Origin of the sequence: Thermogemmatispora sp., from assembly GCF_042408735.1 — a bacterium.
In the GTDB taxonomy this organism is placed as follows: domain Bacteria; phylum Chloroflexota; class Ktedonobacteria; order Ktedonobacterales; family Ktedonobacteraceae; genus Thermogemmatispora.
Genome location: NZ_JBHOQV010000133.1, coordinates 18,196 through 43,663 on the forward strand (window position 1 = coordinate 18,196; position 25,468 = coordinate 43,663).

General features: G+C 61.0%; 18 protein-coding genes. 4 read left to right on the forward strand and 14 right to left on the reverse strand.

The window, feature by feature from the left end; translation table 11 throughout:
* Positions 1–7 precede the first annotated feature (7 nt).
* The 10 genes from ACFMO7_RS13655 to ACFMO7_RS13700 all read right to left on the reverse strand — a co-directional run bounded on the left by ACFMO7_RS13655 (position 8) and on the right by ACFMO7_RS13700 (position 12,587).
* Positions 8–2,035, reverse strand: a complete 2,028-nt coding sequence (locus ACFMO7_RS13655; protein WP_376796039.1) for a TOMM precursor leader peptide-binding protein — start codon at positions 2,033–2,035, stop codon at positions 8–10.
* The gene (locus ACFMO7_RS13660) at positions 2,022–4,229 is read right to left on the reverse strand and encodes a TOMM precursor leader peptide-binding protein (RefSeq protein ID WP_376796040.1); all 2,208 of its coding nucleotides are present in this window, start codon (positions 4,227–4,229) and stop codon (positions 2,022–2,024) included. Before ACFMO7_RS13660 ends, ACFMO7_RS13655 begins: the two co-directional genes overlap by 14 nt.
* A gap of 173 nt (positions 4,230–4,402) precedes the next feature.
* Entirely contained in the window at positions 4,403–4,600 is a 198-nt protein-coding gene (locus tag ACFMO7_RS13665) for a thiomuracin/GE37468 family thiazolyl RiPP peptide (RefSeq protein WP_376796041.1), read from the reverse strand.
* 88 nt (positions 4,601–4,688) lie between these two features.
* Positions 4,689–4,889, reverse strand: coding sequence for a thiomuracin/GE37468 family thiazolyl RiPP peptide (locus ACFMO7_RS13670; RefSeq protein ID WP_376796042.1), 201 nt, complete (start codon positions 4,887–4,889; stop codon positions 4,689–4,691).
* Between the two features lie 140 nt (positions 4,890–5,029).
* Complete coding sequence (locus ACFMO7_RS13675) at positions 5,030–5,239, reverse strand: thiomuracin/GE37468 family thiazolyl RiPP peptide (RefSeq protein WP_376796043.1); 210 nt, start codon at positions 5,237–5,239, stop codon at positions 5,030–5,032.
* 1,515 nt (positions 5,240–6,754) lie between these two features.
* Positions 6,755–7,693, reverse strand: coding sequence for a sugar ABC transporter permease (locus tag ACFMO7_RS13680; RefSeq protein ID WP_376796044.1), 939 nt, complete (start codon positions 7,691–7,693; stop codon positions 6,755–6,757).
* A complete protein-coding gene (locus ACFMO7_RS13685) occupies positions 7,690–8,622 on the reverse strand; it encodes a carbohydrate ABC transporter permease (RefSeq protein ID WP_376796045.1) in 933 nt (310 codons plus the stop codon). Before ACFMO7_RS13685 ends, ACFMO7_RS13680 begins: the two co-directional genes overlap by 4 nt.
* A 110-nt stretch (positions 8,623–8,732) precedes the next feature.
* Complete coding sequence (locus tag ACFMO7_RS13690) at positions 8,733–10,016, reverse strand: extracellular solute-binding protein (protein WP_376796046.1); 1,284 nt, start codon at positions 10,014–10,016, stop codon at positions 8,733–8,735.
* Positions 10,017–10,170: 154 nt separating this feature from the next.
* The gene (locus ACFMO7_RS13695; protein WP_376796047.1) at positions 10,171–12,111 is read right to left on the reverse strand and encodes an alpha-amylase family glycosyl hydrolase; all 1,941 of its coding nucleotides are present in this window, start codon (positions 12,109–12,111) and stop codon (positions 10,171–10,173) included.
* 20 nt (positions 12,112–12,131) lie between these two features.
* A complete protein-coding gene (locus ACFMO7_RS13700) occupies positions 12,132–12,587 on the reverse strand; it encodes a MarR family winged helix-turn-helix transcriptional regulator (RefSeq protein ID WP_376796048.1) in 456 nt (151 codons plus the stop codon).
* 1,267 nt (positions 12,588–13,854) lie between these two features.
* Here ACFMO7_RS13700 and ACFMO7_RS13705 point away from each other — a divergent pair.
* Positions 13,855–15,702, forward strand: coding sequence for an ABC transporter permease (locus ACFMO7_RS13705; protein ID WP_376796049.1), 1,848 nt, complete (start codon positions 13,855–13,857; stop codon positions 15,700–15,702).
* Between the two features lie 99 nt (positions 15,703–15,801).
* Positions 15,802–17,196, forward strand: a complete 1,395-nt coding sequence (locus tag ACFMO7_RS13710) for a nitrate/sulfonate/bicarbonate ABC transporter ATP-binding protein (RefSeq protein WP_376796050.1) — start codon at positions 15,802–15,804, stop codon at positions 17,194–17,196.
* A 347-nt stretch (positions 17,197–17,543) separates the two neighbouring features.
* Here ACFMO7_RS13710 and ACFMO7_RS13715 read toward each other — a convergent pair whose 3' ends face one another.
* Complete coding sequence (locus ACFMO7_RS13715) at positions 17,544–18,377, reverse strand: hypothetical protein (protein ID WP_376796051.1); 834 nt, start codon at positions 18,375–18,377, stop codon at positions 17,544–17,546.
* 178 nt (positions 18,378–18,555) lie between these two features.
* Between ACFMO7_RS13715 and ACFMO7_RS13720 the strand changes: the two genes are divergently transcribed.
* On the forward strand, positions 18,556–19,056 hold the full coding sequence (locus tag ACFMO7_RS13720; protein WP_376796052.1) for an Lrp/AsnC family transcriptional regulator: 501 nt from the start codon (positions 18,556–18,558) through the stop codon (positions 19,054–19,056).
* 278 nt (positions 19,057–19,334) lie between these two features.
* On the opposite strand, the gene ACFMO7_RS13725 is transcribed toward ACFMO7_RS13720, so the two are convergent.
* The 3 genes from ACFMO7_RS13725 to ACFMO7_RS13735 form a co-directional block, all read right to left on the reverse strand.
* The gene (locus ACFMO7_RS13725) at positions 19,335–20,159 is read right to left on the reverse strand and encodes a DUF1838 family protein (RefSeq protein ID WP_376796053.1); all 825 of its coding nucleotides are present in this window, start codon (positions 20,157–20,159) and stop codon (positions 19,335–19,337) included.
* A gap of 59 nt (positions 20,160–20,218) precedes the next feature.
* Positions 20,219–21,535 carry an MFS transporter gene (locus tag ACFMO7_RS13730; protein ID WP_376796054.1) on the reverse strand — a complete coding sequence of 439 codons (1,317 nt, stop codon included), beginning with the start codon at positions 21,533–21,535 and terminating at the stop codon, positions 20,219–20,221.
* A gap of 73 nt (positions 21,536–21,608) precedes the next feature.
* Positions 21,609–22,817 (reverse strand): hypothetical protein, encoded by a 1,209-nt coding sequence (locus ACFMO7_RS13735; protein ID WP_376796055.1) that lies wholly within the window; start codon positions 22,815–22,817, stop codon positions 21,609–21,611.
* 1,662 nt (positions 22,818–24,479) lie between these two features.
* On the opposite strand from ACFMO7_RS13735, the gene ACFMO7_RS13740 reads away from it, so the two are divergent.
* The coding region (locus tag ACFMO7_RS13740) for a hypothetical protein (RefSeq protein ID WP_376796056.1) at positions 24,480–25,468 on the forward strand (989 nt) is incomplete at its 3' end.

The window sequence follows — 25,468 nt, forward strand, 5'->3', positions numbered from 1 at the left end:
CACTCGCTCATGGGAATGGATGAGGATAGGGATTGAGATCGGCCTCGGTCAATGGCCGGGCCGCGTAGCCAAGCTGGTAGGGCAACTGATAAAGACGCGTCAAGCCAGAGCAGCGACGAGCATGATGGCCGAAGGTCATCGGGAGCATTCCCGGCATGAGGACCCGCACGGCTCGGAAGCCCTCCAGCGCCAGCTCAGGCGTTGTCTGATCGACGGCAATCACATCGATACCGCTGCGCAGGTAACGGGCCATTACAGCCAGCAAGTCCTCGCGCAGGTCCGTATGAGAGAGAGGCTGATCTCCCTCGAAGGCCGTCGCAAAGGTCTGTGTTCGCGGCGTCTGGTAGAGAAAAGCCAGGCGCTCAAACGCTTCCGGCAGGCAGTAGAGAAGAGCGTGATCGCGCATCTGGGTGACGCGCGAGGAATCGGCCAGCAGACTGCGCGCTCGCTCCTCCTCCTGGCGGTACAGGCTGATATGGCTGCCAACGATCGGCGCCAGCTCCTGCAGTGCATTGATGAGGGCCTTCTCTGGCAACAGATGCGAGCCGGCGGCACACAGCACGCGCGGATAGGTCGGACGCTGCTGCTCGTCGACCGCCATCACCCAGAAGCAGGGAATGCGCTCCGGCAGGGTGATGTTGAAGGCGTGCACGCGATAGCCGGTCAGATAGTAGAGCCGCTCGCACATCAGCCCGATCAGCGGGTCGCGCGCCGAGCCTAACTCGATGCGAGGCATAGGCAGGCGGGCGTACCAGGTGAGCAGAAAAGCATCGCGCTCGGCGATCTCCAAGATGCCATGCAGAAGGGCCTCCTCCAGGCAATTTCCGATGGCGCAGCCGTTGGAGATCTCGTAGACATAGGGCTTCTCGCCTCCCCAGTAGTGGAGACCATAGTAAACGTTGCACTCGGGCACCAACACCGGCTGCCGACGGGCGAAGGAATAGCCCCAGACCCAGTTGAGAACCAGGTCATCGCTATAGCGCACATAGGGGAAAGACGGCAGGCTGTACTGCGCTTCGCTGTGCAGCCCCAGTGTGCGCGGATCAATGGCCTCCTCCCCCAACTCACGTCGACTGGCCCGCACCACCGTCCGCTTGCCTCCTGGACGCATACCGGCGTAGCGCTCCAGCGCTTCGGCGATGGCCGCCACCTGGCCCTGCTCGTAGTTGAAAGCTCTGCCAAAGCCGACCTCCTGGCGCTTCCCATTTTGGAAATGGATATGGACGGCAAAATTGGCATAGAGGTTGCTGGCATCCTTGGTCAGGCCACAGATCAGGCCGCACTCCGCGTCGACATAGCGCGCCAGCAAGCGCTCCTTGACCGCCAGCAGGTCACGCATGCGGTAGATATGGGGGGCAAGCTTCCGCCGGGCCACAAGGGTCATCTCGTCCCGGGCAGCAGCGGCGTCGTCGGCGGGCAGGGCCGCACAGTCGGGACAGTGCGGCTCGCGTAGAAAGGGATGGCGACTGATCCTCAGCGTCGCCAGGTCCAGATAGAGCAGGGCGTTGCAGGTCAGCACGGCCTCCGGCGCGCGCAGAAATTGGGCGACCTCCCGTGCGATCTGCTGGACCAGAATGGTCCGGGCAAAGGCTGTCAGCCAGGTGGAGGCCGGACCAGGAAGCGCTGGCGAGCAGGCCCGCTGCGCCAGATAGGCGCGCTCCGCCTGGAACTCGTCGGCCTGCTTGTGAGCATTGAGACGCCGCAGCTCGGCGCAGGTAGCACAGGCGCTGCGCCAGGGTAGGACACAAGGGCCGAGCACCGCACGCCCCGGCTCAATCGAGAGGCTGAGCCAGGGTGTGCCATTCGCCAGACTCCAGCGATTGGCTTCCTGCAGCAGCGGCCCATTCCAGCGCTCGCAGATTACCAGCAGCAGCCGACAGTCCGGGACCTGCCCCGCCTGCAGGTCGGCCCGCCTGACATCTACAGGCTCCCCCCACGGCCGGAGGCCCTCGCGGACAGCCTCCCCCAGACTGCCCTCGGCCAGCACTCCTAGCAGCGGCAGCGATTTCTCTCGTGCCTGGTCAGCATTCATCATGGCCCCCCCTTGCCAGCAACACACGTACGATATAGGGAAGCGCCGCGCTCAGTGCAGCATCGTGATCAAGCGGCACCAGCAAGGCCCGCTGTCCCAGCCTCCGCAGAGTGGCAAGCAGGACCTGCAGCATCTGGGACCAGGCTTGCGAGGGCGTCTGCGGAGGAGCCACCCAGGCTTCGCCACGTAGGGCCAGCGGCAGAGGCGGTACCGGCCCAAGGGCATAGTCAGGTTCTCCATTGTGACGCGCCTGGGCTTGCTGCAGCGAGAGCAATAACCCCTCTTCGATCGCCGCCTGAGCCTGGATATGACAGGTATAGGCCCAGGTCTCACTCCCGCCACAAAAGGCGAAGGCGCTCAGTTCCCAGTCAGCTAGCAGGGCCGAGAGATCGTAAATAGCGACGGTCAGGCCCAACAGCTCCAACAGATGCCAATAGCGCCGCGCGGCCTCGGAGAAGACTGGGGCATCGATCGCAACACGTGGGCAGGGTTCGCTACTCCCCGAGAGTCGCTGCAGGAGCTGCGCACGCCCATGAGTCAAAAGTGCGCGGCAGAGCGCTTCAGACCAGCTCAGTCCAGCCGCAACACCCAATGGCAGTAGCTCCGGCCACCTATCTTGCTCCTCGATAGAGAGAGGGAAAATGGCCGGCGCTGGAACCAGGGCCAGTTGCTCAGTGGGCAGCTCCCAGGCCCAGAGGTAGCTTTCCTCCGGATCAAGACCTGGTGACGGCTCCAGGCCACGAGTGTAGCAGCTGTAGGAAGTGTGGGGAGACCGCGGTGGATCAGCCAGTTCGGGGACGCTCCCGCTCAGGCTGCGACGCGCGTCATAGCACCAGGCCGCATAAGCTTCGCAAGCCCGCAGCGTCGCTGCCCGCCGGGCAGCGCCAAAGTCGGTACCCAGGCCGAACACCTGCCAGCTCTTTCCTCTGTCCCGGCAGAGCGCCGGTCGGGCCAGATCTACGCGCGCCACATTCAAGGGAATCTGGGTATAGTTGTGCTCGTCAAGCGCGCTGAAAAGTCCGAGCCTGGCGTCAAATAGATGGGCCGCCCGGCGAGAAAAGTCTTCTTCAGAGAGCACTGGCCCAGCGGCGTACTCCGCCAGCCGTGCCCGAAACTGCTCCGCCGTCAGCGGGCGGGCCTGGCGGCAGCTCTGACAATGCGGAGAGCCTTTGAAAGGGTGGCGCTGGCTCTGCAGGGTCTCCAGATCTATGAAGAGGAGATGGCCGTCCGTCTCCAGTGGGCCAGCCTCAGTAATATATTTAAATAGCTCAAAGTTGAGAGTATTGGCGACCACAGCGGCAGTTGGTACAGCCAGAGCATAACTGAGAGGAGCCTGGGGATGGTCGGTGAAAGCATAGAGGGTGGCGACCGCTTCGCCGAGGATGGGGAGATTGGCCTGCAGGCGCAGCCAGGCACACTCCCAGCAGCCGCGGCCTGTCGCCTGCTCACCAGGAGAAGGGGAAACCAACGGACCCAGCCAGGCCTGGTCGTTAAGGATCACCGCACTGAGGAAGAGTTTGCCTTGCTGGTAGCAGAGGCGATTGAGCAGGGAGCAGCGCCCCAGCATTGGTCGATCCGAAAGGTGCAAGACGGCCTCAAACGGCAGAAGGGTCTGCGCCACAACCTGCTCATCATCCCAATCGGGCGCAGCCAGCAGGTGTAGCCTCTGGCGCGGGTCACGCGCCTGGCGCAGAGCCAGATACTCCTGCAAGCGTTGAGGCTCTAGCGCGCACTCGTCGGTAATCAGGACGTGAACATCCGCCAGACCGCTATGCAGGGCAGCCTGCACAAGGGCCAGCAGCGTCAGCCCAGAGCCGATGAGCAGCACACGGCTGTGACGGTAGCGCTCAAAACGCCAGGCGCTCGAATCCCGAAATGCCTCGATGAAAGCAATCTCCGCCGCATAGGTCTCCTGCTCCGCTGCGCTCAGCCGGTGAGGACGATCAGGGGCGAGATCTCTGACGAAGTCACGGGCGGCCAGCGTCTCAATGAGCCGGCTAATCAGGGGACGCTGCCCGGCGGGCGCCTGCTCCAGGATCTCCTCCAGGGTATGCCGCCCATCCAGATAGGGCAGAAGGATGTCGAGCAGGCGAGCCAGACCTTTGCCTTTCAGGTGGAAGGAGCCTTGATTGTTGCGCAGATAGACCCCCTCGGGGGTGGGGAAATAGAAGACATCGCCTCTCATCCTGGGTCGCATGACCGGTTTCTCCCTCATCGTGGGTATCGCCAGGCACACTACGCTGCCAGGCCAACCGTGTTTGAGGTGCAGCATAGCGGCTCCGCAGCCATGCTGCACCTGGGACAGGCCAAGCGGAACAGCTCGCTTCGTGCCCGTCGATGTCCGACAGCTCTCTCCTACCTGCCAGTCCCCTACCAGCAGCAACAGCAGGGGATACAGCAGCTACAGCAAGCCTCTGGAAGGACAGAGGCCCCAATCTCTATCATGCCATGACCCAGAGTCAGGGCTTCCAGACCACTCTGACCAGCATCAAGCGGCTGAATGCTCAGCTCATCTAGCCGCAGTTCCTCAAGGGTCAGGTTAGCAAGCTCTCGTTTCAGTTCTTCCATGAGCGCTCTCCTTTCTCCCGGCGGGGGTCGTGTATCGCGTCAGTTGGCGGACAAGAGAGCAGCAGGTCCTTCAACGGTCAGCCGCTGATTACCAGCAGCAGCAGCAGACGAGACAGCAGCTACAGCAGGCTGCCTGGCCGGACGACGCCCCAATCTCCACCATGCCGTGGCCGGTGGTGAGCTGCTCCAGGCCACCTTCTCCTCCAAGCTGCAGCTCTTCGATCTCCAGCTCGTCGAGTGCCAGCTCGTCAAGTTCAAGCTGCGCAAGCTTGCTGTGTAAATCTTGCATGAGTAACCTCCCTGTCCGTTATGGAGCGAGATAGTATCTGCGGCATGAGGTAACCTTGACCCCGCTAATAACCACTAGCCCGCACGGGAGGCCGGTCGATTCTCAGACCGGCATTTAGCATACTGCCAGGCTGTGACGCTTTAGCCCAGGCAGGGACAGCAGCAGCAGACGAGACAGCAGCTACAACAGGCCGCCTGACCGGACGACGCCCCAATCTCCACCATGCCATGGCCGGTGGTGAGCTGCTCCAGGCCACCTTCTCCCCCAAGCTGCAGCTCGTCAATCTGCAGCTCGTCGAGCGTCAGCTCGTCAAGTTCAAGCTGCGCAAGCTCGCTCTGTAGCTCTTTCATTACAATCTCCTTTCTCACGAATAATCGAGATTTACAGGTATGTGAAGGTGAAAAACCGCTCCCCTCCGCGCTTGACAAGCGATACACGACAAACCTGAAAATACGTCTAGCGGTTAGGAGGCAGCATCACCTCATGCCCGTAATTTGGGTAGCGGTGCCTGGATGATTGGCGAAGAGAAGGAGAGGGCAGATTCGAGGAAGCCTTAAGGCTTTCCTTGAGTCCAACCCCGCGGGGCCGACGCAGGCAATCGGCCAGATGCGGATGGCGATCTCGCCGGCGGTACCTGTGCCCGTGCTGACGGCGCTCAACAGATGCTCCTTCACATCCAATCACCGAGCGACACTGCTCTTGCGATGTCCTCTGACATGGCAGACCGGCCTTAGAGCGCGGCTCAGGTTCGAAGATCGCCCGAAGTGCTTCCTTCAGTACTACCCAGCCTGCCATCCTGCACGGCTGAGCCTGCCTAGAAGCGATCTACCTGACAGCGGTATGAGGAATAGGATGCGAGCATGGCCTACTTCTGGCTGCCTCCGCTGAAGCCTCCCTGCTCGGGGAAGAAGCGGGCGGCTCTGCTTTACGCTCTCGACAAGGAGAAGTCGAGCAATCCGCCAGGTCCCACTGGCTTTTGACTGGACATCCCGATTGCTCCTTGTTCAGATGTAAGCTGCTCATGCTCACATCTCGAATATACCATTATGGCCGAGTTAATGTCAAGTAGCCTGAGAAGTCTGGAGAGGGAAAGCCATCAAGAAGACGTTCAGTAGCCTACTTGATGTTCTGCAAGCCCCACCCGAGAGTAATGAGAAGCATCTTTTCTTGGAGAAACTTGAAAGCCTCGAATAACATGCGAAGCCCGTTCTTCAGATGGATGAGTGGGCCGCAGCAGCCCCTCGGGACAGCCTGAGCCTGGCTCTCTCCCGAGGGATCATCCTGGAAATAGTTAACCAGATGCCAGAGAGTTCCAGGGGGTCAAGCGCAGCGCAGGCCTCGCTCGTCGAGACGGGCTTGCTGCCCCAGCGTGGCGGTGCCGGGTCCTGGCCACACTGCCAGCAGCCGGCCCCATGAGTGTTCGAGAGCGGTAGAGACGCGCTTCTCCTCTTCCGGCTTCAGAGAGGGCGGTCACGGGCCTGGCCCTGCGCTCATCCTTCTGACTCGGCTCGGTCCGGCAACGTCCGCTCTCCTATCCAGGCGCGCGGTCGCTCCTGTTGCAAAGAGGTTGCTACAGCAAGAGGTACAGACCTGCACTCCATAGAGTGCCGCCCGCCAGGCCAGGCGTGGTCATAACGAAAGAGCAAGACAAGTGTATAACGCATAATACTACAGAGCGAACTTGAAGAATGGAACCATGCATCAGAGGACCTCCAGCGTGAGCCGGCCCGAAGCGGGGCCGCCAGAAGAGGGGCCTTTTCTTCGGGCCGGTCGGCAGCTCAAGAGCGCTCCCCTCTGGGTTATCCCCGGTAGCGAGGGGAGCGAGGATCAATCGCCAGCCCGGCTAGTTCGCCAGTCCTCCCCGGCTAGTTCGCCAGTCCTCCCAGAGCCAGACCAGATCGAAAGTAGCGTTGTGCGAAGAAGAAGATCAGCATGAGCGGGACCGAGACCATGATCGAGGCCGCAGCGAAAATGCCCCAGGGTGTGCGAAAGTCGCTCTGCAGGCTATAGAGGCCCAGGATGAAGGTCAGGTTGCTGCCGTTGGCGTTGGCATTGAGTACGAGATTGGCGAGAGCGAACTCGTTCCAGCCGCTCATGAAAGTGAAGAGCGCTGAAACGGCCAGCGCCGGGGTGGCCAGCGGCAGCACAATGTGCCAAAAAGCCTGCAATGTCGTGGCCCCGTCCAGGAGCGCAGCCTGTTCCAGTTCGACAGGCAGCGCATCAAGGTAGGTCTTGGTATTCCAGCAGCAGAAGACGACTGCGCCCGCCGCATAGATCAGCGCCAGACCGAACAGGTTGTTCAGCAGGTTGAGGGCGTTCAGCAGGAGATAGTAGGCCGTCAGAGCCAACAGGCCCGGGAAGGCCTGCAGCGCCAGCAGCCCACGCAGGGTCAGCTCTCGACCGGCAAAGTGAAAGCGGGCCAGAGCATAAGCCCCGGTCGTCGAGCAGACCAGACCGAGGAGGGCAGTCAGACCACAGACCAGCATGGTGTTGACGATCCAGTTGAGAAGCGGTTCCTGCGTCAAGGCCGTCACATAGTTATCGAAGGTAAAGTGAGCTGGCAGCAGATGCAGGTCCGTGGTATACAAGTTCTGCGCTCCAGCAAATGAAGCCTGGACCACATAATAGAGAGGGAAGAGAGCGAAGGCAGTCATTCCAACCAAAAAGACATAGATGCCAGCCAGCCCAAGTCGAGCAGCAAGACGAGAGGCGCGCCGCCCACGCGGGCGTGTACGCTCTCTGGCCGGCTCTGCAGGGGAAGCCTGCCGCTTCTCCAGGGTAGCGAGAGGCAGCTCGCGACTCATGCTTGCGTCCCCTTTCCCAGCGGCGACCGCGAGCCTGGGCCAGAGGCCAGATACGTCAGGGCCGCCAGAATGACAAACAAGGTGATGGCAAACGAGGCGATAAAGCCATAGTGCGGATTGGCCACCGTGGTCCCCAGGACGCGATTGTACATGTAGATCATGACGAACTCGGTGGCCCCGGGCCTGAGAGCGCTGACAATTGGCCCCCCCTGGGTGATCAGATAGACCGTGTTGAACATCTGGAAGGTTGTAATCGCGCTGAGAATCAGGGCCGGAACCAGGGCCGGCGTCAGCAGCGGCAGGGTGACGTTGCGAAAGTATTGCCAGGGACCGGCGCCATCGATGCGCGCTGCCTCACGCAGTTCGCCAGGGATACTCTGCAGCGCCCCCAGAATCACGACGGTGAAGAAGGGATAGCTGAGCCAGACATTGACAATGACTACCGAGATGAAGGCCAGCGTTGGGTTGAGGAGCCAGGGCACCCCGAATGTGGGACCGAAGAAGAGGCGTCCCACCTGGTTGAGCGGACCGAAATCGTACTGGAAAAGGAACTTCCAGATCAGGGCCGTAATACCCGAGGGCGCCGCCCAGGGCAGGAGCAGGACGACGCGCCAGAAGGGCAGCCCCTTGATCCGAGGATTATTCAGGGCCAGGGCCGTTAAGAGACCAACCACCAGGAAGCAGGCCAGACAGACAGCCACATAGAGCAGGGTCTGCCAGAGCACTGGAAAGAGGTCGCTATCCAGAGAAAAGATCAACTGATGGTAGTTCTCCAGCCCAATAAAGCGGTAGTTGTCCGAGTTGAACTCGCTGTAGTTGGTCAGCGATAGATAGCAGGTATAGAGAATCGGCCACAGGTTGATCACCGCGATAGTCGCCAGCATGGGGAACAGGAAAGCAGCAATTGTGCGCCGTTTGACGCGCAGCATGGGCGTCCTCACCTCCAGTTCTTCGCTTCACGCAGCCCCACCCTCCTGCTAGCTAGAGGGTGAGGCTGCCATCGATGGGTCTGCCAACCGTTGCGCTGGTCGAAGGCTAGCTAGGAGGTGATCTGCGCAATGCCTTTGGTGGCCGCCGCCTGAGCGTCGCTGAGGGCCTTGGCCGGCGTCTGCGAGCCATTCCAGACCGCCGTGAGCGCGTTCTGGACCGGCGTCCAGAGGGCTGACATGTAGGGGGTATTCGGCAAGGCAATCCCAAGCTTTACTTGAGCAGCATAGCCGGCGACGGCAGGCAGGGCCTGGATCGCGGCATCGTTGGCCGCAGCGCTGTTGGCGGGTACCTCCCCGTCGGCTCGCGCCATGGCAATCTGGTTCTCTTTATTGGTGTAGAACTTCATCAGATCGGCAACCAGGGCCGGGTTCCTGGCCGTTTTGGCCATCCAGAGGGACTTGACTCCCACGAAAGGCCGGGCCGGCGTGCCAGTGGCGCTGATCATGGGCAGCGTTGCAAAGCCAACGTTGATTTTGCCGCTGCCGGCATAGTCGGCGTAGGACCAGGGACCATTAATGATAGCCGCCGCCTTGCCTTCGGTAAAGAGCGAGGAGACTACGTCGTAGGTCGGCTGCTTGGGCAGATAGGGCCGAAAGGAAGCGATATACTGCATGGCCTGCAGGGCCTGGGGTGTATCGAGATGGGCCTTGCCATCAGGCGTCACGTATTGGGCACCGAAACCATAGAACCAGGGGGCGTTGAAGTAGGGATCCTCCGTAGGCCAGACTACTCCATACTGCCCGGGGTGAGCTTGCTCGTAGCTTTTCTCGAAAGCGAGCAAGTCGTCGGTCGTCTTGGGAAGCTGGTCGGCAGAGACCAGGCTCTTGTTGTACATGAGCGTGATAGCCTCGACCGCCTCCGGCACTCCGTAGACGTGGCCGTTAAAGACCAGAGCCGAGGCAGCCGCCGGCGTGTAGTTCTGGCGGAGATATTCCTGACCGATGTACTGGTCAAGCGGCACTACAACGTGCCCCAGGGCCAGCTCCCCCAGATTATCGTCGGTGAAGGCGATGATGTCGGGACCGTTGCCAGCTTTGACGGCGGTCGCAGCCTTGCTGGCAATATTGTCCTGGTGAACGAGGACGATTTTGACCTTGGGGTGCAGGCGCATGTACTGGTTAAAGATGGCCTGCTTGGCCTGCAGATAGAGGCCTTGCCAGCCGTGCCAGATGACAACTGTGCCACTCAAGTCGATGTTGCTGCTACCGCTGCTTCCACCGTTGTTCCCAGAGCCTCCACAGGCCGAGAGCAGCAACAGCACGGCCATAAACAGGCAGACAGCCAACAGGGTCCGCCCGGACGGTGCGCGCGAGGCTGATGTCTTCTTTGTCATCTCTCTTCCTCACTGAGCAGATGGTTGAGGAGCAGCAAGCGCTTTGCCGCTCGCTCTCTCACTAAGACAGGATCACAGGATCAAGGTCGTTGGGAACCAGGCAGTGCATGGGCCGCACGTCTGCACGTCGGTGAGAAGACCGCCGCGGCTGTTATCACCCTCTCTCTGGGAGTGAGAAAACGGCTCCGCTCAATGGCTCAATCATAATGGCAACCTGATGTTGGGACCTGCGTATGACCGGTCTCGAGGTGGTGGTCAGAAGGCAGGTGGCAGGAGGAGGAAGCAGCCCCTCCGGCAGCATCAGGGTCTGAACCTGCTCGCTTCGATTGAAGAGGACCAGGGCGTCACCCGCCTGCAGCCGCTGCCCGCAGCCAAAGGTACGCAGATAGGCATAGGTGGCTTGCTCGGGGGCCAGATGGACCACCCGGCGCTCGCCCGCGGCCAGCACCGGCAAGGTCCGGCGCAAGCGAGTCAGGGCCTGGTAGAAGGCAAGTAGCTCATGATTCCAGTCCTGCCGCCTCCAGGACATGTCACCCCGGGCCTCGGCATCGCCCCCAAACCCAGTAGCTGAGACATCAGCACGTTGAGACATGCCGATCTCTGTCCCGTAATAGATAACTGGCACCGGCGCCAGGGTGAATTGACAGAGCGCCGCCAACTTGAGCAGCTCCGGTCGGTCGCCTGCCACAAAGAGGAAACGGTTCATGTCGTGGTTGTCGAGAAAGCTGACGCGGGCCGGACCCGTGGTCATGTAACGCTCGTAGGAGCTGAGAAAGCTCTCGAACCTGCGCAGATCCCAGGTACGTGCCCCAAAGGTATAGCGCAGGGCTGCGGCGAGGGGAAAATCGAGGACGGCATCCAGTCTGCCGCGGTAGCGCCGCATGGCATCGGGCGTATCGGTTACCTCGCCTACGGTGAAGATGTCGGAGCGTAGGGAGCGGGTCGCGCGGCGGAAGGCACACCAGAAGTCGAAGCCCAGGCCAATGGCGTGGTCAAGGCGGAAGCCGTCGACACCGTATTCGCGCAGCCAGTGCAGGGCGCTGGCAATGATGTATTGCCGCGCTCCCTCGCTCTCGGAGCGCAGGGAGGGCAGACCGGGCACGGCATCCAGAAATGTACCATAGCGATCAGGCCAGCGCTCAAAGTAGAACCAGTCGCGCGAAGGTGCCTGATGGTCGCTCTGCGCCGCCAGAAAGGCCGGATGGTGCCAGGAGACATGCGCCGGCACGAAATCGAGCAGGACGCGCATTCCTCGCCCGTGGGCCTCGTCGACCAGGGCCTTGAGATCAGCGGCGCTTCCAAGGCGCGGATCAACAGCGCAATAGTCAAGGGCATCGTAGCGATGATAGCTTTCGGCCAGGTGCAGGGGCGAGAGCCAGAGACAGCTAACGCCTAGCTCTGCCAGGTAAGGGAGTGCTGCACGGACGCCGTTCAGGGTGCCTCCGTGCAGGGCTTGTGGCTCGCTTCCAGGGAGAAAGTTCCCATCGGCGGCATCGCTGCGAAAGCGGTCGAGAAAAATATGATAGATTATTGCCTCCTTCGTCCAGGCCGGCGGCTGGCGCTGCTCCTCTTCTTCGACCTGATAGGCGAAGGTTGTAAAGGCCCGCTCACCTGCGAAGTGGAAGGCAAAACCCTGCCCATCCTGAGCCCATATTTGAGGCTCAGCCGCCGCTGTAGGACCTGCCTGGGTAAGCAGCCAGCCAGCAATGCGATAGCGCACCAGGGTACCGGCAGGCTGGCCCGGGATAGTGGCCAGCCAGTGAGTGACATAGCCAGCGTGAGGGTCCCAGGTCACGCAGGTACGCTGCATGGGCAGCTCCGTCGCTGAGAGATCAGGGCGGCTGCCGTCAACGGTGTAGAAAAGGACGGCCCGTTCGATCGGGAGTTCTTCACCGCTGGTCGCCCACACTTCAACTGGCTCGCCAGGATGCGGCTCCAGAGGCCGGATGGTGTTGTCGTGACGAAACTGGCTCCGCTGGGCCGCCTGGCGCATGAGGACCTCTGTTAAGGGTAGGTCGCCCGGGACCGCAGCAACGGCGGCAGGGTCCGGCGGACTGATCGCCTCAGTGGCGAATGGCTCAAATACTTCCGACATGCACATTTTCCTACAAAATATCAGGAATTGGTGTCTTCTTTCAATGTGGCCTCTATCTCCGCACTCACTACGTTGCGCAATCGCTTTAACATGGCAATGAGCTGCCGCTCCTCTTCGCGGCTCAAGATGCTGAAGCGGCGGCCAATGGCCTCTTCGATGGCCGCCTGCGCCTGACGTCGCCTGGCAACCCCTTCCGCCGTCAGTCTGACGCGCTGCGAGCGGCGATCTGTCGGGTCAGGGCTTCTGATCAGTAGGCCCTCGCTTTCCAGATAATCTACCAGGCGGGTAACCGTGCTCCGCTCGCAAAGCAGGCGCTCGCTCAGGTCGGTGAGCCGCCAGCCCTCTTCAGGATCAAGCAGCAGGAGTGCGTTGTACTGCAGCGTGTTGAGATTAAACTGACGCAGAACTAGACGATCGGCATGATCAAGTAAGAGACTTAATTCTTGAAAGAGACGGTAGTCCCGGTAGTCGTCCATGCGCTTCTTCTAACCCTTTCCGCAGGACTCCGGCCACCTGAGCCGGCCCCGCCAGGCTGCTGTGCTCTCTCTTCACGGTCTGTTGCAGTTGCAAATGTTGCTAGCGATATTGTTTCACAAGAAAGTATGCCGGGAAAGGGGCCTCTTGTCAAGCCCCTCCCTGTCTATTCACTTCCTGCCCGGACCAGGGGGAGGGGATCATAAGCCTTGTCTGGCGCGGAGAGCATGCGCTGTCCAGACCAGATCAAGCCCAGTCTCCGGCTCGCTGACCTTTGAGGCAACGGCGCGGGGGAGGGCGAGGGGCGGCCAGGTGAAGAGTGGAGAGTCTAACGGGTAACCTTGATCTGGCAGGTTTCGATCTTGACAGTCTTGGGGAACGGAGAGTATTACTCTACTGGGAAGAGAACGCGAGGAACTGGCTGCCTAGCCATTCTTATTTGTCGCCAGCTCGCTGCGAGGATCCGGCAGAGATCTCCAGCAAGCTTTGGGACAGTCCGAGAGCGGCTCAGCGCCTGGTTCCAACAACTATTCAGAGGAGGATCACATCCCGTATGGACCCGGCGAGTCGTAGCACGGAGCCACCGCCAAGTCGCCTGGCTCTCTCGCCAGCGGTAGAGACAGGTCCAGGTTGAGGGAGAAAGGTGAGGATCATCGCGGCTCGACTCGGGTCGAGTCAGCGGTCCCGCTCAGATCAGTTCTGAGCACCTCTCTCGTCTTTTTCTTTTACTCACGCATTTCCTCTTTACCTCACCTTCCCTTCTCTCCCTCCATGCCTCGCTCTACCCAGTGCTTTTGCTGCACACCCTTTTAGATAGCCCCAGGGCTTCAGCAGGCCCAGGACGACGGATGCCGATGCCCGGCAAACGCCGCGAGGAAGGGATTTCTTTGCCCTTCTTCAGGCCCTAACCGGAGGGGTGAACGGGCATTATGGCCCTTTACGCTCGCTTCTATAGCGATTTATCCCTGTCTGTCCCTGGCCTGACGCTTCTGGCGCGCTTCCAGGGGCATCTGTCGGGGTCGGCCCAAGACCATTCGAGCCTGAGCTGCCTGATGCGCTGGGCGTGTGCCCTTGCGCGCAGAGAGAGAGACCCTGCGACCTGAACTCGGAGAAGAGCGGGGTCCCTTGAGCTGAAGGAGGCCAATCCCTTCTTGTGCTGAAAGAGGGTCTCTGACTTGCCTGGCCGGGCGGTTAGCCGTTGCTGCTCCTTTGCAAACCCGGGTCGGGGGGTGATCGACCGCAAAGATTTCTTGTGTTCGGAGAGAGAAGATGACTCGCACGTTGCATTCACAGGCACCCCAGGAGCAGAAGGGCTATCTCTTCCATGACCAGGAGGGATCAGGTCAGCTCGTGTCAGCCAGGCACTGGATGGAGATGACCGGTCGCCCGGTGACAGGCTGGCAGCGCCTGGCCGATCTGCTTCTGGGTGGGGGCTTCCTGCTGTTGCTCAGCGCCTTGCTGGTGCTGGCCGCGTCCCGCTGGACTGCGCCTTTGACGCCTCAAGTGGAGATCACTTTGTCACCGCTGGCTCTCCCTCTTTACGCTGGCTATTCGCTCTTGCGCATGCTGTTGGCCTATGGGCTGGCGCTCGTCTTCACCATTATCTACGGGCATGTGGCCGCCACCCGGCGCAACGCTGAGCGCATTCTTATTCCGCTTCTCGATCTGCTACAAAGTATTCCTCTGCTCTCGTTCCTGCCAGCGGTGGTCCTGGCGCTGGTGGCAGCCTTCCCGCAGAGCAATCTCGGACTGGAACTGGCCAGCATTGTCCTGATTTTTACCAGTCAGGTCTGGAATATGACCTTCAGCTATTATCATTCTGTATTGACTCTACCACGAGATCTGCAGGAAGTGTGCCGCCTTTTCCGCCTGCGACCCTGGCAGCGTTTCTTGAAGCTAGAGCTGCCCGCGACGATGATTGGCCTGATCTGGAATAGCATGATGAGCTGGGCCGGCGGCTGGTTTTTCCTGATGGCTTCTGAGCAATTCTCGCTGGGAGATCAGTCTTTCCGCTTGCCCGGCCTGGGATCATATCTCCAAGTGGCCGCCGACAGGGGCGATGGCATGGCGCTGCTCCTGGGCCTGTTGACCCTGGTAGGACTGATCATCTTGCTGGACCTCTTCCTCTGGCGGCCACTGGCAGCTTGGGCAGAGCGTTTCAAGTTGGAGGAGCAGGGAGCCACGCTTGTTCATCGCTCGTTGGTGCTTGATCTGCTGCGCAGTTCGCCGCTGCTGCGCCGGCTGCGGCACAGGGTTGGAAGACCGCTGGCGGAGGTCCTGGCGACGCTGCTCAATCGGCTGCAGCCTCTGCCGGAGGCCCTGCCATCCGGTCAGGAGCGCCGTCAGGCCCCAGTTCTCGAGAGCGCTCTGCTGCGGCGAGGAGTGGCGATCCTGGTCCTGATCATGCTTGGAGCAGCCGCGGCCCTGGTTCTCTGGCAGGGAGGCAAGATGCTGCTCCAGGTTCCTCCTGCCACCTGGGGACGACTGCTCCTGGCCGCTGGAGCAACCTGGCTACGAACCCTGGCGGCGCTGGCTATCGGGCTGCTCTGGACTGTACCGCTCGGTGTGGCAATCGGTCTCTCTCCTCGGTGGTCGCGTCGTCTGCAGCCGCTGGTCCAGATCGTCGCTGCTATTCCCGCTACCGCCCTCTTTCCGATCCTGGTGGCCCTCCTGGTGGCCCTGCCCGGAGGTCTCTCGCTGGCCTCCATTCTTCTGATGCTTCTGGGCACGCAATGGTATGTGCTCTTTAACGTCATCGCTGGGGCTATGGCCATTCCCCGCGATCTGCAGGAGGCGAGCACGCTTTTCCGGGTCAGCGGCTGGCGGCGCTGGCGCTCCCTGATTCTCCCCTCTATCTTCCCCTTCCTGGTTACGGGGCTGGTGACCGCCAGCGGCGGAGCCTGGAATGCCAGCATCGTTTCCGAGTTGGTGCAGTTTCGTGGGGAGACGTTCTCTACCTTTGGTCTGGGGGCAGAGATCGCGGCAGCGGCGGCTGCCGGCGACTATCCTCGTTTGCTGGCCGCCACCGTGCTGATGGCCATGGCGGTTGTCCTGCTCAACCGCCTGCTCTGGAAGCGGCTCTACCGGCTGGCTGAACGACGCTATCGGTTGGCATAGGGGTGAAGTCAGGAGGCGCTCGGGACGTGCTGCCGTTCAGGTCAGTCAGAGGGGATGTCAGATCGTTCCTTTTCCTTGAGCAAGAGCGAGGAGTTAAAGATGGTTTTAACGATGAATAATTTTAATGGTGTTAAAGATAAGTATTCCATCATTCTTGAAGCTCAAGACATTACGCACCGCTACCAGGCGCGCGCTGGTCAGGACCCGCGCGCTCAGCCGGTGGTGCTGGAAGAGGTCTCTCTGCAGCTCCGGAGCGGGGAGCTGGTGGCTCTGCTGGGACCTTCCGGCTCGGGGAAATCGACCCTGCTGCGTATCCTGGCCGGTCTGATCCGTCCGACGAGCGGTGTCGTACTGGTTCATGGTCAGCCGCTGCGTGGCCCTACGCCCTCGTGCGCAATGGTCTTTCAGAGCTTTGCTCTTTTTCCCTGGCTGACGGTGCTCCAGAATGTCGAGCTGGGGCTGGAGGCCCTGGGCCTGCCACGCTTACAGCGCCTGAAGCGCGCCCTGGCCATTATCGATATGATCGGGCTGGATGGCTTTGAAGAAGCCTATCCCAAGGAACTTTCTGGCGGCATGCGGCAGCGCGTTGGTTTTGCGCGTGCCCTCGCGGTTGAGCCCGAGCTGCTCTTTCTGGACGAGCCTTTTAGCGCGCTGGATGTGCTCACAGCGGCGAATCTGCGGCGCGAGCTGCTGCAGCTGTGGTACCAGCAGCGCATTCCGACGCGCACGATCCTGATGGTGACTCACAACATCGACGAGGCGGTCAGTATGGCCGATCGCCTGCTGATTTTGGGGGCCGACCCGGGGCACGTGCGCGCGGAGATCCAGGGGCTTCCCCGAGAGGAGCGCCATCCTCAGAATCCGGGCTATGCCCATCTGGTGAATTTGCTCTACCGCCTGATGACCAGCCCAGACCAACAGGGCCTTGGGCGGCAACTCGCGCAGGAGCCGAGCGTGCTTCAGCGGGGCCAGCCACGGCCCGCCCGCTCCTACCAGATGCTTCCCCACGTTCCCCCAGGCGACATCATCGGCTTGCTGGAGCTGGTTCAGTCCAAAGGCGGACGGGCCTCCCTGGCTGAATTGAGCCGCGAGCTGCGTCTGGAGCTAGACGAGCTGCTGCCGCTGGTCGAGGCCGTGAATCTGCTCCAACTCGCCTGGCCAGATGAGGGCGAGCTGACGCTGACCGAGAGCGGGCGCCAGCTTGCTGAGGCCGATGTTCAGGAAAAGAAACGCCTGTTCCGGCACCAGGCACTGGCGCGAGTGACCCTTCTTCGACGCCTCGCCGAAGATCTGGCCGCCGCGCCGGAGCACCGGCTGACGGAAGACCGCTACCTGGACCAACTGCGCGAACACTTCAGTGAGTCAGAGGCTACAGCCCAGTTGCAAACGCTGATCGACTGGGGTCGCTATGCCGAGGTCTTCCTCTATCAGGAAGAGGAAGGAATCTTTACCCTGGAGCCGGAGGAAGGAGCCACCGAGATCACCCGCTCGTAGCCTGCGCCTGACCTGGGACTGCAAGTCTGAGAGGGGAAAGCGCCTTCCAAATAGGGACGACTGATGACGATCCAGCGTCAGCCAGGTCAGCAGGCAGGGATGACCGCTTGCTGACCTGGCGCCAGTGCTAGAGGAGCGAATCGGCGGTGTGTTGGCGGAGGAGTTTTGGATATGGGCCGCTATGAGATCACGCACCTGGCGAACGGTGGCAGGCGCGCTGCTTCCCTCCCCTCAACATGGCTGGGGCCTGTCTGGGTGGAGGCCTCGCTTCGGCGCTCAGCCCAAGCGAATGCCAAGCAAGCGAAAGGTGCTTGCCAAGAGAACGGACTCCCTCTTTGGCTCGCTGCTCAAAGTGGCCAGAACTTCCCTTTCTCAGCCGAGCCAATAGGACGGGACCTCGCCGGTCCGCAACGCCCTGGCGAGATGCGCCGTTCCTGAAGCCATAGGAGCAGCCCCTGAGTGAACAAAGCCAGGCAAGTTGCCCCACCAAAGGTCATAAGGCCATTCCAGCGCTCAATCCAGTCGGCCACAACCAGGAAGAAGACCGCACAGGCGAAGGAACTCAGCACGACCCCGCGCAAGATTTGGCGGGCTGGCCCACTTCCCCGAAGCTTATGGGCCACCAGAGCAAAGACCGTTGCAAAGACAGGCAGGGGAGAAAGTAGGCCGCTCAGACGAGGACCAAGCACGCTGGCCGCCGTGGTCAGCGCCAGCACGCAACCGGTGGCCAGCAGCATGCGCACAGGCATCGCCCAGGCCGGTGCCTTCATCGGGTCACTTGTCTGATCAGGGGCAGGAGGCCAGAGAGCAAGCACCAACACCAGCATTCCAACCACGCAGAGAAAGGCAAGCGAGAGAGGGAGCGTGATCTGCTCTAACGCGAGGGTGGAGAGACCAAAGACGCCCCATCCACAGAGCCAACAGAAGAACCAGTTGAGACGGAAAGAGAGCCAGGCATAGATCAGACAAAAAAGGGCCTGCGAGATCAAGCCCAGGAGGATAGCCATAGCCATATGCCCAGCGAAGGCTCTTCCCAGCTCAAAAGCGACAAAGGCGGTCACCGGGGCAGAGGTAAGAGGGAGTCCCACCAGCCACCCTCCGACTCTGGCCCCCCAGCGACGGTCAGCCAGCCCAATCAGGCCGACAAAGAGAGGCGTGAGCAGCAGTTTCAGTACGAGCATTTTTCTCTATCCCTTTCCCTGTACCCTCCCCTCGGAGAGAGCGGAAGGGCCGATTGAGGACCGCCCCTTCGATCCATCGCTTATAGTTTGGAAGTATAGCGACTCTCTGTGGGAGCATCCAGAGAGAAGGGAAAGCCTTTTCTTGTTCGAGGCCAAAAAAAGAAAGGGAACAGCCAAGATGACCGGAGAAATCGAAAGATTGTTGGATGCTACAGGGTGGCAACTGCTCGAGGCCCTCCAGCAACAGGCCCGTCTCTCCTACCGCGAACTCGGGCAACGAGTGGGCCTTTCCGCTCCAGCAGTCAGCGAGCGGGTGCGTCGGCTCGAAGAGGCGGGCCTCATCACCGGTTACCATGCGGAAGTCAATCTGGACAGGCTCGGACTTCCGGTCAGGGCAATCATTCGGATGAGCCTGGCGAGCGGCCAGAGCAGCGCTCGAGCTATCGCCAGCATTCGGGAGATAGCCGAGGTGATCGAATGCTCGCGTGTGACAGGAGAAGAGACCCTCATTCTGAAAGGGGTGGCAACCTCGGTCGAGCATCTGGAAAGCCTGATCGATCGGCTCCTGGCCTACGGCTCGCTGACTACCTCCCTGATCTTATCCACCCCTATCCCCAGGAGGGTCGTGACCCCCGACATACTTGCCTGGGGACGCAGGAAGGCTAAGAACGCTCTTTGAAAGCGGTGTTCTCGCTCCTCCCTTCCCGGGAAGGAGAGCAGCCACCAGAGACCTTGCCCATCCGCCCGCTCTGGCTCTGGGCCTGGTCCCGCTCGCCAGGCGCGGCGCGCCAGGCCCGGCTGGCCTCCAGGCCAGGGGATAGACAGGTCCCACCGCCTCTAGAGCGATGCCCTGTGCTGCCTCCTCAGCGCGATCTGAGAAGCGAGGGAGGATGCGCTCACTGGGCGCTGAGAGCGCACCCTCCCTGTTGTCCCCTCCGGTAGGTTATCAACAAGAAGTTAATCTGCATCGCTCACCGGCGACTGAGATCGGGCCAGGAGCTGTTTCTTGAAATAGCTCCAAGAGCTTTCATTCGGCGAGCGCCACTCTTGGGGGGCATGCTGATAGTCCGGCTGATGGCGCTCGACATAGGCTCGCAGCCAGGCCGGGAGGGCAGCATATCCTCCTGCCAGCTTACAGCCGCGACACTGGTAGAGCAGCCAGCCTGGTCGATCGGCCATCGCCATCCAGGGCAACCAGGGTCCGATGCGCGTCCAGGCAATCTCACAGGGCGCCGAGAGCAGTCCCTCATCCTCCAGGTCCTGGCGCCTGACGAAAAACTGAAACAGCTCGGCCCCCTGGTAAAGATCGCTCTGCGAATAGCGAGGGTAGAGAGCGCGCGGCAGAGGAGAAGGATAGGCCAGCAAGATATCAAGGGCCAGGCAGATTCTTCCCGCCTCCAGGGGCGTCACCTGGAGCGGCAACGCTCCCTGTGGTCCCCCTAGTCGATAGCGTTGGTTGACAGGATCGTTCCAGACCGGGATGACCTCGACCTCCTCTCCCGTAAATGGATTGGTCCAGCGCTCCAGAATCGCGCGCTGCTGCGGATCCAGATAGAGCATCATTTCGCGAGAAAGCTGCTCATATCCGTCGGCGACCGGGCGGCAGCGACAGATATTGTAGCCCTCAACGGCGAAAAGCAAGCGACTGGCCTCGCCCGGCACCAGGCTGTAGACGTGCCCGCTCCACCAGCAGACCACCTCCTCGTCGATCAGCGAGGCGCGCGTTTTCACGAAGGCCCGCAGCAGGTGCTCTGGCTGCGAAAGATCAAGCGACAAAGACATCGATGGCTCCCTTCAGAGCGAGATTCTTGCTCGTAATCGCTCTCGCCGGCAGCGCAAGGCTAGCGCACGCTCTTGATGGGCAGCACCATGAGCGCACTGAGCAGGACGATGCCGGCCCCCACAAGAAAGAGGCCAGTGTAGCCCAGGCTGTTGATCAGCAGCCCCCCAAGCGCCGGCGAGAGAATCAGGGGGATGGAGAGGGCCAGGTTGATCAGGCCCAGGTCGCGTCCATAGTCGGCGGCGCTCGGCAGAACCTGGGTAATCAAAGCGGTATCGACGGCCAGATAGGCGCCGTAGCCCGCCCCAAGGAGAGCGGCAAATAGCTGGACTCCGCCCCATGTCGGCAGGACGACGGGCGTCAGCAGGGCCAGCATGACCAGAAGCGCAGCTACGATCACCAGCGGTTTGCGACGCCCCAGCCGGTCAGAGAGCCAGCCAGCACCAAAGGAGCAGATCAGAATAAGCAGGGTCTCGATGCTCTGAACGGCCAGCGTACCATCCAGGACCTTCTTGCCCGGAAAGAGCTGCTCGTAGTGCAGGCCATCCTTGAGATAATACTGAATATAGGTTGCAACAGCGAAGTAACCGAGAAAGAGCAGCAAGCGCGTAATGAAGGCCCAGGCGAAATCAGGATGCTGGCGGGGGTTGACCCAGAAACGCGCCAGGAAGGCTTTCAGGCGAAACGGAAGGGCTGGCCCGACGCTCCCTGGTTCTTCACGGTAAACGAGCACGCAGAGTAGGATGCTGGCGATCAGCGCGGCGCCCAGCGGATAGTAGGCCGCCAGATAGCTGCTGCGGAAAATGACGGCCACAATGACCCCACCCAGAACGGCAGCCAGGGGAATGGCCAGTCCGACCAGGGCCGAGATGAGACCGCGCTGATTGAGCGGCACGCGATCAGGGATGATCGCCTGTAGCACGGTCAGCAAGGCCCCGCCGAAGAATTGCAATAGTGACCAGCCAGCGACGATGACGAGGATCGAGGGGGCGAAACGGAGTAAGAGCAGGGCCAGACAGGCGCAGAGCATGTGGATCAGCAGCCAGAGACGGCGCCTCCCCAGACGGGCACGGCTGCGGTCGCTGATGGCGCCTGCCAGAGGGGTGGCCAACAGGGCAAAGACTCCCCCCACAGATTGGACCAGGGCCAGACTGCTGACGTGGTGGACCGGATCAAGCAGGTTGACCTGATAGGGGATAAGAAAGATGATCACAGGGAGCAACACACAGTTGCCCGCCAGATTGGCCAACAGGTAGACAAGGCCGAAGAGCCAGGAAACTGGGCGCTGCTCCGCCACCGGTGCTGCGACCTGCCCTTCTAAGGGGCCTGCTTCGGCGGCGTGGCTGGCCACTGAGGCCGTGTCAGGTCTGTCTGACATGCGAGAGTACCTCCTCTCTTTCCAATAGGGATAGGATCAGACACAGTCGAGGATACCAAAGGCGAGCCAATCTTCAGACCTTTGGCCGTCCCGACCCCGGCTTCTGCTCGGAGGGCGGTTCCTCTTTGCCTCCGCCCAGCGATTCGAGAGAAATGCGCAACGATCGGGGATGGGATCCCGTGGTGGGTCCTGTACCGCGGCCATCAGAGCGCAGCGGTTGAGATGGCCGCGCTGAGGGCAAGTTCGTAGTGAGCGCATAGATGAGGCGCTTGCCCAGAATCGAGTGGCAGATCGGCAACGGCAAATACCGTCCCTGGCGCAGGTGCTCGATGTAGTTGGCAACCTTCTCGATATCCTCCCGCGCCCGGCTCAGCTCGTCGTGGTCACGTGCTAACTCCTGACAGCGCGCCAGTAAGTTGTTGAGCGTGTGAGCGATCTGCCAGATCATGCCGCCGCTCTTGATGGAGGCGCGTACGCTATAGTTACCGGCAGCCGCCTCGCGATGGACCATTAAAATGTGCGCGATCTCGGCCTTGAGCTGCTCTTGCTGCTCAAGAAGCAGGCGACTCTGGGCAGAAAGCAGGCGCTCGGCGGCCATGAGTTCTTCGGCGCGGTCGGCACGTAGAATGGCCTGCTCAACGCTGCGCGAGCCGAGCCAACTGACAATAGCCGTGATGCCGATCATGAGAGTGGGACGGGCCAGCCACAGCCACATCGTCGGAGTTCCTCGGGCGCGGAGGATCTCAGGCGGGTGGGGCCCCAGCAGCAGGTTGTACCAGACAAAGGCAATTTCGGCCACGGTGAAGGGGATAATCAGCTTTCTCGGCATGAAGATACTGCCGATCATGATAGGATAAATAAAAAAATCATAGCTGGGGAGCAGATCGGAGCCGCCCTTGTCGGGGAGCGCGAAGGTGATCACAAACCCAATAGAGAGCATCATCAGCACAATGACCAGTCCCGCCGCTAGCTCACTGCGCCCAAGGCGATTGAGACGACCGACCAGAGCCAGAAAGCCCAGAAAGAGAAAGACCTCTCCGACGCTTGCCAGGCGTCGGTTCAGAAGGGCGAGCAGAAGATCAAAGAGGGCGAAGAAGACAAGAATGAACAGGAAATAGCCAGCTAACTCAGCCTTCCGCAGCTTCTCCCTCAGATACGGACTGGCTGTCGTCTCAGGCTTGCGCGGGGGAGCAACGAGATCCAACCACCACCCCCAGAAGCCTTTGCGCGGTCCCGTGGAAAGCAGGCGTTCCTTCGCCACGCTCGCATCGTTGCGAAACATGGTGACTGACTCCTTTGTTTAGGATCAGAAATGCCAGGGATGACTGGGAGGAACTGGACGGATACCTCATGATCAAGGATAACGATTGCTGCTCTGAAAATCAAGGAGGTTGCTCTTCGTAGAAAAGGGCTGCTTGCCTCATGAGAGGCTCTTCTTTAACAGGGAGGAGTCGCGTGCCTTTGAGGAGTCAGATATTACTTCTTTCCTATGTCTGAGGTTTCTCCTCCTTCCCTTCGGGCAGCATCGATCTGGCAAACAGTCCCGGCCCAGTGCGATCAGGGCGGCAAGGCAGTGTCAGCAGCTCGCTCGGCGAGGTCCGTGCAAGCGGATCAAGAGCAGCGTGGCCAGCAGACTGAACGAATTAAGGAAGGGTATCGGCAGCCGTAGCTTTCCCTGGCGCTGAATCGGGCTTATAGTCCGCCGGTAGACCTGTGTCTGACCAGAGCCACCAGCCAGGCGATCGTTGCCAGCGCCCAACCCTCCGTCCAGAAGACCAGGCGACCCTGCCTCCACCGGCGCCGAGCATGCACAAGACACTAATGCCGCGCCGCCGTTCCAGAACACTCATGCCCAGGATATTGAAGAGGCAGAGAACCCCGATCGCGCAGCGATGACGACCGGACAGTAAAGTAGGGCATAAAAAATAGAAAATTGTCTATATTTACACATATCTTCTATTGATCCGTATAAATCGTGCCGGCAAGTTTGCCCGCCTCAAGAGGCTATTCAGGCGCCTGGCCATGGCCTCGAGCGCCAACCGCTTTCGACCGCTGGCTCGCACCACCCAGAGCCGGGGTTTCCCTGGGGAAGGTCTAGAAGCTGGTCGCTCTGGCGCAGCGCGACCAGCAAGGTCCCTACTCAGGTCAGATTGTTGTAGTCCTGCACCATAGCAATAATCCACCAGCGAGCACCGGTGAGATCGGTGCCCACTGTGAGGCTATCATCCAGATGCAGCCAGTCTCCTGAGCGCTGAGATTGCTGATGACTACCGCATGCTCATCGGCAGCGCAGAACCAGCAACCGGCGATGGGTTGTCTACGGTAGAGTTTGGATATCTGGGAGCTGGCCAGCGAGGACGCCGCTGTCCCAGGCCGTTTGGAGGCTGATCTGATTGAGAGGTTCCTGCGATCTGCCCTGGCTTGAGCTGGCGTTGGCTGTATGGATGAGGTGTGGTCAGAGAGAAAAGGATTCCCCTGACGCATGCGAGCAATAGCGCTGCTGGTCAGGCTGGGAGCGGGCGGGCCGTGGGTGCATGAGAGGCCATCCGCAGTGAGGCGTCAGTTGGGACCAGGCGCGGTGATGGTGATCTGGTCGCCTAGTTGCAGGGGGGCTACCGCTCAATGGCTGGCTTCCATCAGGACCTGACCGGGAGCACTCGGTCGATGGCCAGCAACGAGTGCAAAGAGCTGGAAAGGCATAGAGCGAGGCCGCTAGACCCTGGCCAGATGATCGGCAGACATGCTACAATACTATTAAACTATTCATATTAGTCAATTCGCTGCGAGCTGTGAGTAAAAAGTGTCTCTTCCAGCAAGCGAAGTGCTGAGGGGGAGGCAGTACGGACGGCAAGTAGAGCAGTTACAGAGTTACTCTGCTGCGCTTCATCCGGAGAGCGCTGTTCAAGAGCGCCATGGCGAAGAAGGCCAGAAGGTGCTTATGGCAATGACAGACCTGAAGCCTGTACATCCATTTCCAGCCCGCATGGCCCCCGAGGTGGCTCTGGAGGAATTGGGACGCCTTCCCGCTGGCAGTACCGTCCTTGACCCGATGATGGGGTCGGGCACCGTGCTGAAAGCAGCGCTCCATCAGCATCTGCGCGCTATTGGCCGCGATATTGATCCTTTGGCCGTCCTGATGGCGCGGGTCTGGACCACGCGCCTCGACACCCAGGAGTTGCGCCGGAGGGCCGTCTGGCTGCTAGAGCAGGCCCGTGCTCAGCTCGGGACTGCCCTGCCCTGGATTGACAACGATGCAGAGACGACAGCCTTTGTGAACTACTGGTTTGCCCAGCCCCAACAGAGCGACTTGCGTGGCCTGAGCGCGGCGCTCCTCAAGGAGCAGGGCGCGATCGGTGATGCTCTGCGTCTGGCCCTGAGCCGGATCATCGTGACCAAGGATCTGGGAGCCTCGCTGGCACGCGACGTCTCCCATAGTCGTCCTCACCGGACGCGGTTGAGCACTCCCTTCTCGGTCAGGGAGGGCTTCCTGCGGGCCGTAGAGCAGATTGCCAGCCGCCTGGAAGCTCACCCCTTGCCTGGTACAGAGGAGGCAGACGTTGCCAGAGAGGACGCCCGTCATCTCGCCTCGTTGGCCGATCAGACCATTGATGTCGTTCTGACGTCGCCCCCCTACCTGAACGCGATCGATTATCTGCGCGGGCATCGACTGGCGCTGGTGTGGCTGGGCTACAGCCTGCGCGAGCTGCGGGCCATCCGGGCTGCCAGTATTGGAGCGGAGCGCGGGCCGGAGAACGGCGCCAGCCTGACGGCCCTCGAGGCCCTCCTGGAGGGATCGGGCTTCTCCCAGGAGATCATGCAGCGGCTCCCCAGCCGCGAACGGGGGATGCTTCAGCGCTACCTGCTCGATCTGGCCCGGTTGCTGGCGGAAATCAAACGGGTGCTTCGGCCGGGAGGCAGGGCCATCTTTGTGAT